13 protein-coding genes are annotated in these 11,095 nt (G+C 40.6%); 12 read left to right on the plus strand and 1 reads right to left on the minus strand.

Annotation, left to right across the window (positions count from 1 at the left end; translation table 11 throughout):
* Positions 1–103: 103 nt before the first annotated feature.
* Positions 104–445: a metal-sulfur cluster assembly factor gene (locus tag ADG81_RS03445; RefSeq protein WP_001206380.1), complete on the minus strand. Its 342-nt coding sequence runs from the start codon at positions 443–445 to the stop codon at positions 104–106.
* Between the two features lie 123 nt (positions 446–568).
* On the opposite strand from ADG81_RS03445, the gene rgg reads away from it, so the two are divergent.
* From rgg to ADG81_RS03505, 12 genes are all read left to right on the plus strand, one after another.
* On the plus strand, positions 569–1,420 hold the full coding sequence (rgg, locus tag ADG81_RS03450) for a quorum-sensing system transcriptional regulator Rgg (protein ID WP_049550905.1): 852 nt from the start codon (positions 569–571) through the stop codon (positions 1,418–1,420).
* Positions 1,421–1,620: 200 nt separating this feature from the next.
* Positions 1,621–2,868 (plus strand): transporter, encoded by a 1,248-nt coding sequence (locus ADG81_RS03455; protein ID WP_049550906.1) that lies wholly within the window; start codon positions 1,621–1,623, stop codon positions 2,866–2,868.
* A gap of 183 nt (positions 2,869–3,051) precedes the next feature.
* The gene (gene hisS / locus ADG81_RS03460; RefSeq protein WP_045610926.1) at positions 3,052–4,341 is read left to right on the plus strand and encodes a histidine--tRNA ligase; all 1,290 of its coding nucleotides are present in this window, start codon (positions 3,052–3,054) and stop codon (positions 4,339–4,341) included.
* A gap of 240 nt (positions 4,342–4,581) precedes the next feature.
* Positions 4,582–4,785: a helix-turn-helix transcriptional regulator gene (locus tag ADG81_RS03465; RefSeq protein ID WP_049550912.1), complete on the plus strand. Its 204-nt coding sequence runs from the start codon at positions 4,582–4,584 to the stop codon at positions 4,783–4,785.
* Positions 4,785–4,982, plus strand: coding sequence for a hypothetical protein (locus ADG81_RS03470; protein ID WP_049550907.1), 198 nt, complete (start codon positions 4,785–4,787; stop codon positions 4,980–4,982). The genes ADG81_RS03465 and ADG81_RS03470 overlap by 1 nt, the downstream gene beginning before the upstream one ends.
* 2 nt (positions 4,983–4,984) lie before the next feature.
* A complete protein-coding gene (locus ADG81_RS03475; protein WP_049550908.1) occupies positions 4,985–5,725 on the plus strand; it encodes a DUF3169 family protein in 741 nt (246 codons plus the stop codon).
* Positions 5,726–5,735: 10 nt separating this feature from the next.
* A complete protein-coding gene (locus tag ADG81_RS03480) occupies positions 5,736–6,560 on the plus strand; it encodes an ABC transporter ATP-binding protein (RefSeq protein WP_024057248.1) in 825 nt (274 codons plus the stop codon).
* Complete coding sequence (locus ADG81_RS03485; protein ID WP_020903388.1) at positions 6,553–7,251, plus strand: ABC transporter permease; 699 nt, start codon at positions 6,553–6,555, stop codon at positions 7,249–7,251. Before ADG81_RS03480 ends, ADG81_RS03485 begins: the two co-directional genes overlap by 8 nt.
* A 9-nt stretch (positions 7,252–7,260) precedes the next feature.
* Positions 7,261–7,902 carry a CPBP family intramembrane glutamic endopeptidase gene (locus ADG81_RS03490; RefSeq protein ID WP_020903389.1) on the plus strand — a complete coding sequence of 214 codons (642 nt, stop codon included), beginning with the start codon at positions 7,261–7,263 and terminating at the stop codon, positions 7,900–7,902.
* A 17-nt stretch (positions 7,903–7,919) separates the two neighbouring features.
* Positions 7,920–8,150: a hypothetical protein gene (locus ADG81_RS03495; protein ID WP_000832185.1), complete on the plus strand. Its 231-nt coding sequence runs from the start codon at positions 7,920–7,922 to the stop codon at positions 8,148–8,150.
* Between the two features lie 154 nt (positions 8,151–8,304).
* Positions 8,305–10,068 carry an aspartate--tRNA ligase gene (gene aspS, locus ADG81_RS03500; protein WP_049550909.1) on the plus strand — a complete coding sequence of 588 codons (1,764 nt, stop codon included), beginning with the start codon at positions 8,305–8,307 and terminating at the stop codon, positions 10,066–10,068.
* Entirely contained in the window at positions 10,046–10,987 is a 942-nt protein-coding gene (locus ADG81_RS03505; RefSeq protein ID WP_049550910.1) for a YitT family protein, read from the plus strand. The genes aspS and ADG81_RS03505 overlap by 23 nt, the downstream gene beginning before the upstream one ends.
* Positions 10,988–11,095 lie beyond the last annotated feature (108 nt).

Here is an 11,095-nt window from a genome sequence, read left to right on the forward strand (position 1 = left end):
CTCAAAACACTGTTTTGAGGTTGCAGATAGAACTGACGAAGTCAGTAACATATACCTACGACAAGCCGACGCTGACGTGGTTTGAAGAGATTTTTGAAGAGTATTAACGAGGTGGTAGTCCAAGGGCAATGCGGCCGTAGCGACTGATTCGTGTGATTTTCCAAGCAGGCGACCAGGTAACTTCAACCTTGACATCTTCGATACCCTCGATTTGTTTGAGACCTGCCACGATTTCGATAGGCAGGCTTTCGGCACAATCGCAGGCAGTATCGGTGAAGGTCATGACAATCTTGCAGAGACCCGTTTCATCCAGATTGATTTCATAAATCAGTCCTAGATTGTAAACATCCAATTCCACATCTGTATCAAAAACCTTCTCTAGTTTTTCGATAATTTGGTCTTGTAAGGCCAAAGCACGGTCATTGATTTTGATATCCTCTCTCATTACAGTCCCTCCACGTGATAAATATCCTCTATTTTCTCATAATTCTGACAATTTGGCAAGTTTTTGATGAATTTTCTGAAAAATATGATAAAATGAAGAAAATACGGAATCAAGGGGAAGCCTATGGAGCAGATTGGAAAAGTCTTTAGACAATTACGAGAATCAAGAAATATCTCGCTGAGACAAGCAACTGGGGGACAATTTTCGCCGTCTATGTTATCTCGCTTTGAAACAGGTCAGAGTGAGCTTTCGGTGGAAAAGTTTCTATTTGCCCTAGAAAATATATCTGCCAGTGTAGAGGAAATCCTCTTTCTAGCGAGAGGTTTTCAGTATGATACAGATTCTGAGTTGAGAAAAGAAATCATAGATGTCTTGGATCCAAAGAATATAGCTCCTCTTGAAGACTTGTATCGCAGGGAGTATCAAAAGCATGCCCATTCTCAAAACAAACAGAAACATATTCTAAATGCCATTATTATCAAGTCTTATATGAAGAGCATGGATGAAAGGGTAGAGTTAACAGCAGAGGAAGGGAAAGTCCTTCATGATTATTTGTTTTCTACCGAGATCTGGGGAATCTATGAACTCAATTTATTTTCAGTCAGTTCACCATTTCTATCTGTTTCTCTTTTCACTAGGTATGTTAGAGAAATGGTACGTAAATCTGATTTTCTAATGGAAGTGTCTGGCAATCGAAACCTGTTTCACACTATACTATTGAATGGCTTTTTAGCTAGCATTGAGTGTGAAGAATTTACTAATTCCCATTATTTTAAACGTGTTATCAAAGAGCATTTCTACAATGAAAATGAGACCTATTTCCGAATTGTCTATTTGTGGGCAGAAGGTCTCCTTGATAGCAAGCAAGGCAGAGTCAAGGAAGGTCAGAAAAAGATGGAAGATGCTGTCCGTATTTTTGAGATGCTCGGCTGTAACAAATCTGCCGAATATTATAGAAATACGACCGATTGTTGAATATTTGCAAACTAAGAAAATGATTTGAAATTTTAAGCGATAGCACTTTTGACCTCTTTTAGGTCACTAGAGAAGTTCTATCGTTTTTTTTAACTCATTTTTTTGTTGCATATATTCAAAAGTTTTTCCTCTAGAATTTCTAAGTGCTATACTATAGTCATACTTTACATAAGAACTTCGAACAAGAAGGGAGATTACCTATGAAATTATTGTTTAGAAATCACGCTTATCGTCTCTTGACTTTGTCACGATTTTTTAATGCTTTTGGTGCTTCGATTTTCAACCTGGTATTTATCGTCTATGCATCAACCCTGCCACAAGCATCTTTTGCTGTTGCTATGGCGAATATTGTCATGCTTCTTCCGACTCTCTTTACAGTTTTTGTAGGGATTCGGGCAGATTACACGAGGGACAAGGTCAAATGGATGGTCTATAGCGGTTTGTTTCAGGCGGTTTTATTTTTTCTGGCAGCCCTAGTTGTTCAGCAAGCTAGTTTATTTGCCTTTTCTAGCCTGTGTTTGATCAATGTCATTAGTGATGTTATCAGTGATTTTGCAGGTGGCTTGCGCATGCCTCTTATTAAGGAAAAAGTAGCTGAAGATGATCTGATGGAGGCTTATTCTTTTTCCCAGTTCATCACCTATATTTCAGCCATTGGTGGTCAAGCTTTCGGAGTCTGGCTCTTAGGGCTATCGGTCAATAATTTTTCTCTCGTTGCGGGAATCAATGCCTGTTTTTTCCTAGTATCAGCCGTTATCCTCTTTTTAGGAAAAAGCAAATTGAGACTGTCGATTTCATCCGCTGATGGTGAATCACTAAAAAATGAGAAGCTTTCTATCAAAGAGCAGTTCCTAACAATTTACCGAAATTTACGCCTTGTTTTTCTTAAAGGTGGACAGAAAAACTTTGGTTTCATGATCTTTGCTGTCTTGCTTATCAATGCCTTAGGTGGCGCTCTAGGAAGCGTTTATAACATCTTCTTTTTGAGCCATTCTCTCTTGAATTTTTCTTACACAGAGGCACTATTTATCGAGCAAGTCTGTGTTTTATTAGCAATTATCATCAGTAGCCTTACGGGAAATGATTATTTTGGGAAGCAGTCCTTGCCTAGATTGATGATGTGGGTGACATTAGGAGTCAGTCTAGTTGGTCTGGCTAACTTATTCAATCAAGTCGTGCTTGGTTTGCTATTTCTCTGTTCAACTCTGTATGTGTCTGGTAAAGTTCCACCAAAGATTAATGCCATGCTCCTGAAAAATCTAGCTCCAGAGGTTCTAGCTCGTACCAGTAATTTTTTGGGTTTATTGTTTACCTTATCAGTACCTCTTGGTACAGCCTGTTTTTCACTTGTAGCTGTATGGAATATACAGTTGACTTGGATGCTATTTGTTGCTCTCTCCTTGATAGCTATTCTTTTGACAATCCTTAATCTCAAAAATGATATCTAATACTCTTCGAAAATCAAATTCAAACCATGTCAACGTCGCCTTGCCGTACTCAAGTACAGCCTGCGGCTAGTTTCCTAGTTTGCTCTTTGATTTTCATTGAGTATAAATCCTAATTTTTTTCTTACTGTTTTAATCCCCCTATTTATGGTAAAATAAGACTATTAAGTTTAAAGAGGATCCCCTATGAAATTACAAAAACCAAAAGGAACGCAGGATATTTTACCTGCTGAATCTGCCAAATGGCAGTACGTTGAGGGCTTCGCCCGTGAGATTTTCAAGCGCTACAACTATGCAGAAGTGCGCACGCCTATTTTTGAGCATTACGAGGTCATCAGTCGCTCTGTCGGAGATACGACCGATATCGTAACCAAGGAAATGTACGACTTCTATGACAAGGGTGACCGCCATATTACCCTCCGCCCAGAAGGAACAGCGCCCGTTGTCCGTTCCTATGTGGAAAATAAACTCTTCGCCCCAGAAGTGCAAAAGCCAAGTAAGTTCTACTACATGGGCCCTATGTTCCGTTATGAGCGTCCACAGGCAGGGCGCTTGCGCCAATTCCACCAGATTGGTGTTGAGTGTTTTGGATCTAGCAATCCAGCTACCGATGTGGAAACAATCGCGATGGCAGCCCATTTCTTGAAAGAAATCGGCATCCAAGGTGTCAAATTGCACCTTAACACTTTGGGGAATCCTGAGAGCCGTGCGGCCTATCGTCAAGCCTTAATTGACTATTTGACACCGCTCAAGGAGACCTTGTCTAAGGATAGCCAACGTCGTTTGGAGGAAAATCCTCTTCGTGTCTTGGACTCTAAAGAAAAAGAAGACAAGGTAGCAGTAGAGAATGCACCTTCTATCTTGGACTTCCTTGATGAAGAAAGTCAAGCTCATTTTGATGCTGTGCGTCAGATGTTGGAAAATCTTGGAGTAGACTATATCATCGATACCAATATGGTGCGTGGTCTGGACTACTACAATCACACTATTTTCGAGTTTATTACTGAGATTGAGGGCAATGACCTGACAGTCTGTGCGGGTGGTCGTTACGATGGTTTGGTTTCTTACTTTGGAGGCCCTGAAACTGCTGGATTTGGTTTTGGACTTGGTGTAGAGCGCCTGCTTCTCATTCTTGAAAAGCAAGGTGTGGCCCTCCCTATCGAAAACGCCCTAGATGTCTATATAGCAGTCTTGGGTGATGGAGCAAATGTCAAGGCCTTGGAATTAGTACAAGCTCTTCGCCAACAAGGTTTCAAAGCAGAGCGTGATTACCTCAACCGTAAGCTCAAAGCTCAGTTCAAGTCAGCCGATGTTTTTGCGGCTAAGACCCTCATCACTCTAGGCGAGAGCGAAGTCGAAAGCGGACAAGTGATAGTCAAGAACAACCAAACCCGAGAAGAAGTGCAAGTGTCACTTGAGGCAATCAGCCAAAACTTCTCAGAAATCTTTGAAAAACTAGGATTTTATACTCAATGAAAATCAAAGAGCAAACTAGGAAGCTAGCCGCAGGCTGTACTTGAGTACGGCAAGGTGAAGCTGACGTGGTTTGAATTTGATTTTCGAAGAGTATTAATGATAGATAAACTGGTCAGGATCTTACTCCTGACCGTTTTCTTTTGCAAAATGACAAAAATCATAAACTTTTTGACAAATATGCTTGTCAAAAAGAAAAAGATGTGTTACAATGTAAGCAAGTTAAGAGAAAAGGAGAAAGGAATGCTTAAAAATCGTTTAAAAGAGCTTCGAGCTCGCGATGGTCTCAACCAAACCGAACTAGCCAAGCTGGCAGGGGTTTCCAGGCAAACCATCAGTATATTAGAACGGGATGAGTACACCCCATCCATTATCATTGCCCTGAAAATATCTCAGATTTTCAACGAAACAGTCGAATCGGTATTTCGCTTGGAGGAGGATGAGTGATGAACAAGTATAAAGTGGTTTATTATGTAGTTGTCGCAGCTCTATTCGTCAGCGTATTTCTACTGATTGGGATAGACTTAGGTTGGTTTAGTCCCTATCAAAGTGACCAATTTATTTGGGCCTACTTTGCTCTTATCCCAGTAATTGACTGGATTGAAAAGAAATCCCAAAATTTAGCAAGTGAAAAAGGAGAATGAATATGAAAAAGAATAAGAAAGGTGGCTTGTTATTTTTAATGTCTATTGTCTTGGGAGGTTTCTTGTACATATTTGTAGATATGTTGAAGGCTGGTGCCGAATCCCACGGAATTATGTTAGATGTAAAAATCTTGATACCATGGATATCAGCTATTTGTTTACTGATAGGTTTCATTAGCATTCTTTTGACGTTCAATTTCTTAAAGAAAAGCAGAAAATTTCACTCCTTGTATCAAGAGGAAATGGATGATGATCTGAATGAAACCTATTATGTGCAGATGTATCGGAATCTCGAGTTTGGAACTATTGCTTTTAATAGTGCAAGCGTAGCGATTTTATTGGCTCTCTTCATTTCAGGAAGTGAAGTAATTGTACTCGATATAAGCCATATAACCTTATCCCTTTCCTTTTTGGGGTTAGTGTTAGTTTTAAATGCTCAAAAATATCTTTTTAAGACCATTGCTATTGTTCGTCAGTTTGATTTGGCATTTTTCTCTACACCAAAGGATGTCATGGACTTTATCAATTCTTACGATGAAGGGGAGCGCCAGGCTAATTTGGAACAGAGTTTTCGGATTTTATTCCAATTACATCAGTATGTCTTGCCAACCTTGTACTTTCTGATTGCTCTCTTTTCCTTACTGACAGGAGAGATTCAGCTACTAGCTTTCGTACTTGTCGGAGCCATCCATGTTTATATCAATGTGATGCAGTTACCTATGGTAAAACGCTATTTCAAATAAAGGAGTTTCTATGATTCGTGTTGAAAATGTAAGCAAAAGTTTTGGGAGCAAAAAAGCTCTTCATCAGATTTCTTTTGAGATTAAGGAGGGTGAAATCTTTGGTTTTCTTGGCCCTTCTGGCTCAGGTAAAACAACCATGATCAATGTCTTAACAGGACAGTTGGCTGCAGATCAAGGTAAAACAGTTTTGTTAGGCAAGAATTCTCAAGATTTAACCTCAAATGATTTGGAACAAATTGGTATTGTTAGTGATGGCAGTGGTTTTTATGAAAAGATGAGTCTTTATAAAAATCTTCTCATCTATGCTAAGTTATATGGCCTCAAGGCAGATAGAGTAGTTCAGGTGCTTCAACAGGTTGGATTGGCAGATGCTAAAGATATTATTGCAGAAAAGTTATCTACTGGAATGAAACAACGAATGTTCTTGGCTCGTGCCCTTCTGAATGCTCCTAAGATTCTCTTTCTAGATGAGCCAACCAGTGGCTTAGACCCTACAACATCTAAGATGATTCATACCCTACTTCAAGAATTAAAGCAGGCGGGGACAACTATCTTTCTGACCACGCATGATATGAATGAAGCAACTCTGCTTTGTGATCGCTTATCTCTTTTGAATAAGGGTAACCTAATAGAGTATGGAAGTCCGCAAGATATCATCCAGAAGTACCATGTGGATAAGAAAGTACGTGTGGTTTATAACGACGGACGAGAACAGATAGTTCCATTTGATGAATTACCACATTTAGACACGACAGATTTGATGGTGGTTCACTCTTGTGAGCCAACTTTAGAAGAAATCTTTATCAGATTGACAGGAGAAAAGTTAGATGTTTAGAAAATTAAATGCCCTACTATGGTTAAGATTACAAGTTCTTATCAGCAATTCAACTTTGTTGGCGACTCTATTGTTGCCTTTTGGACTGGCTGTTCTATATAATGAGTTCTTAAACAAGAGTGGAGAATTGAGTACGTATTTCCTTTCTATGAGTTTGACGATGGTCTTGAGCATGGGAAGTGGTTATATGGTATCGATTATGATGGCAGAAGATAAGGAAAAGCGCAATCTTAAATCACTCATCCTAAGTGGTGTGACAGCAACAGAATATACTTTCAGTATGCTCATTCTCCCTCTGTTGATTATGTTGCTTGGAATGATTTTACTACCAATCTATTTTAAAGTGGATGTATCAGGTTACTTATTGGCCTATGTTATCTATTTGGTCTTAGCAGCTATTAGTGTTATTTTTCTCAACCTTCTAATCGGTGCAGTGTCAGATACTCAGTCTAAAGCGCAAGTTTATAGTATGTTTCCTGTGTTTATCGTCTCTTTTTTACCCATGATTGCTCTTCAAAATGATACGGTTCAGAAAGTGTTGGATTACTCTTTTATTGGTCCAATTGTAAATCTTTTAAATAAAAAAGGTGGGGAAATATCTTTTTCTAATATTGGTATGTTACTTGCCTGGGTACTTGTGTTAGGAATAGCGAACCTCTTTGTATTGAAAAATAGCTATAAAGCAAGATAGGAGATTTATATGAAACTACTTAAAAACCTCGGCTGGTTTCTTCTAGCCATTCTATCTTTTCTGGTTATCTATGGGACCGTTCAAAGTGGGGCTGTAGAAGCTTTGAAACTGGGCGCTTCGCCCTATGCTACTACCTTGCTTTATGTGGCCTTGGCTGGAGTATATGTGTACGTCATTTATAAATGGTACCAGAAAGCTCCTGTTCATATTGAGAAGAGTGGCTTTAACCGATTTATTTGGCTCCCTGCCTTGGTTTGGTTCTTATCTCTGGTTGTCCAGTTTTTCTTGCCAAATGATCCTTCAGTAAATCAACAAACAGCGATAGACTTGACCTTGTCTCAACCCCTTTTCTCATTCTTTGCGGTCGTTATTTTTGCTCCTTTGACGGAAGAGCTTATCTTTAGAGGGATGTTGGCACGCTATCTCTTTCCTAAGCAGGACAATAGTAAACAAACTCTGCTTTTCCTTCTGGTAACAAGTGTTCTATTTGCCTTGATTCATTTCCCAGGAACTTTGCAACAGTTTTTGGTTTATGCTAGTCTAGGATTGAGTTTGGGGCTGGCTTATGTAAGTCGAAAAGGTCTTCTTTACAGCATTTCTCTTCACGCTTTGAATAATTTAGTGAGCTTTTTGATGATTCTCATGCTATAATAGAGTCAGGAGGTCACATGAAACGAGTAATTTTATTAGCAGTGATTCAAGCAGTCGTTCTATTTTTCATCATTGGAGCGCTAGCTTATGCCTTTAAGGGCGATTTCTTCTATAACTATCTAGCAGTCGTCTTTGCCCCTATTGCAGGTGTCTTGCGCTTTGGGACAGCTTACACAACGGAAATTGTCTTGCCTCGAAAGGCAGCCGAAATTGCTGAAAAGCGTAAAGCAGGCAACAATTCAAAATAAAAGAGTCCGATGAACTTCATCGGATTTTTGTATGGGCGTCAATTTTTAGAGTCTTCACTTGATTTTTAAAGACTGGCAAACTTTTCTGATGATTTTCATGAAGAGCCTGCGCTTTTATGGTAAAATAGTAACAGAATAAAAGAGGAGAGAAACAATGAAACGTAGTATGTATGCTGGTCGTGTTCGTGAGGAACACATCGGACAAGAAATAACCTTGAAAGGATGGGTTGGCCGTCGTCGTGACCTTGGTGGTTTGATCTTTATCGATCTTCGTGACCGTGAAGGAATCATGCAGTTGGTTATCAACCCTGAAAAAGTATCTGCAGAGGTTATGGAAACAGCTGAAAGCCTTCGTAGCGAATTTGTTATCGAGGTGACTGGACAGGTCGCTGCGCGTGAGCAAGCCAATGATAAGTTGCCAACTGGTGCAGTTGAGTTAAACGTGACAGCCTTGACAGTGTTGAATACAGCTAAGACAACCCCATTTGAGATTAAGGATGGCATTGAGGCTAATGACGATACGCGTTTGCGTTACCGTTACCTTGACCTTCGTCGTCCAGAAATGTTGGAAAATCTTAAACTTCGTGCTAAGGTGACCCACTCTATCCGCAACTACTTGGATGAGTTGGAGTTTATCGACGTGGAGACACCATTCCTTTCTAAGTCAACGCCAGAAGGGGCGCGTGACTACTTGGTGCCATCTCGTGTTAATAAAGGGCATTTTTACGCGCTTCCTCAAAGTCCGCAAATCACTAAGCAGTTATTGATGAATGCTGGTTTTGACCGTTACTACCAAATCGTTAAATGTTTCCGTGATGAGGACTTGCGTGGAGATCGCCAACCTGAGTTTACCCAGGTTGACTTGGAAACGTCTTTCCTTACTGAGCAAGAAATCCAAGATATCACAGAAGGTTTGATTGCGCGTGTGATGAAGGAAACAAAAGGCATTGAAGTCACTCTGCCTTTCCCACGTATGAAGTATGATGACGCTATGGCTCTTTATGGTTCTGATAAGCCTGACACTCGTTTTGATATGTTGCTTCAGGACTTGACAGAAGTGGTCAAAGGTGTTGACTTCAAAGTCTTTTCAGAAGCACCTGCTGTAAAAGCCATTGTGGTCAAAGGCGCTGCGGACAACTATTCACGTAAAGACATCGATAAGATGACTGAAGTAGCCAAGCAGTACGGTGCCAAAGGTCTTGCTTGGGTCAAGGTAGTTGATGGAGAATTAAACGGACCAGTTGCCAAGTTCTTGACAGGCATCCAAGCAGAATTGACAACAGCGCTTGCTCTTGAAGATAAGGACCTCGTTCTCTTTGTGGCAGATATGCTTGAAGTGGCCAATGCAACTCTTGGTGCCCTTCGTGGACGTATTGCCAAAGAGCTTGGCTTGATTGACAACGATAAATTCAACTTCCTTTGGGTGGTTGACTGGCCAATGTTTGAGTGGTCTGAAGAAGAAGGACGCTACATGAGCGCCCACCATCCATTTACTCTTCCACAGGAAGAAACAGCTCACGAATTAGAAGGTGATTTGGCGAAGGTTCGTGCCATTGCTTACGATATTGTCTTGAACGGTTATGAGCTTGGTGGTGGTAGCCTTCGTATCAACCAAAAAGACCTTCAAGAACGCATGTTCAAGGCTCTTGGTTTCTCAGCTGAAGAAGCAAATGACCAGTTTGGCTTCCTTCTTGAAGCCATGGACTATGGTTTCCCACCACACGGTGGCTTGGCTATCGGGCTTGACCGATTTGTCATGCTTTTAGCAGGGGAAGAAAATATCCGTGAAGTTATTGCCTTTCCTAAGAACAACAAGGCAACTGACCCAATGACACAAGCTCCTTCAACAGTAGCTCTCAAACAACTAGAGGAACTCAGCTTACAAATAGAAGAAGATGAAACAAGCAAAACGAATTAAGCGGTGGCGCTATTATCTGCGCCGCTTTGCTTATCAGATAAAAATTTTACGTGTCTTACAAAGCATCTCTCGGGAAAAATATGATGAGAAGATTTCGGCCTCTCTGGTCTATGGTTTTTTATCAGCAGTAGCGGTCAATTTCTTTTTCCAACCAGGGCATGTGTATTCGAGTGGTGCGACAGGTCTGGCACAGATTATCTCTGCCTTGAGTAATCATTGGTTTGGTTTTCATATCCCGATTTCGCTAACCTTCTACGCCATTAATTTTCCTTTGATGGTCTTGGCTTGGTATCAGATTGGCCATAAGTTCACCGTCTTTACCTTTATCACAGTATCCATGAGTTCCTTCTTTATCCAGTTTGTCCCTGTGGCGACCTTGACGGAGGATCCGATTATCAATGCCCTTTTTGGGGGTGTTGTCATGGGCTTGGGGATTGGTTTCGCTCTTCGAAACAACATCTCCAGTGGAGGTACAGATATTGTCAGCCTGACCATTCGCAAGAAAACGGGTAAGAATGTCGGTAGTATTTCTTTCTTGGTAAATGGGACCATCATGCTGATAGCCGGTTTGACCTTTGGTTGGAAATACGCTCTCTACTCTATGATTACCATCTTTGTCTCTAGCCGTGTAACAGACGCTGTCTTTACCAAGCAAAAACGGATGCAGGCTATGATTGTGACCAATCATCCAGACAAGGTAATTGAAAAAATCCATAAAAAATTGCACCGCGGAGCAACTATGATCCACGATGCAGAAGGAACCTATAATCACGAGAAAAAGGCAGTTTTAATCACTGTCATTACACGTGCAGAGTTTAATGAATTTAAACTCATTATGAAACAAGTCGATCCAAGTGCCTTTGTATCGGTATCGGAGAATGTTCATATTCTGGGACGATTCGTTGAAACAGATAATTAATACTCTTCGAAAATCTCTTCAAACCGCGTCAGCTTTATCTGCAACCTCAAAGCTGTGCTTTGAGCAACCTGCGGCTAGCTTCCTAGTTTGCTCTTTGATTTTCATTGA

This window comes from Streptococcus pseudopneumoniae (assembly GCF_001070815.1).
GTDB lineage: Bacteria > Bacillota > Bacilli > Lactobacillales > Streptococcaceae > Streptococcus > Streptococcus pseudopneumoniae_P.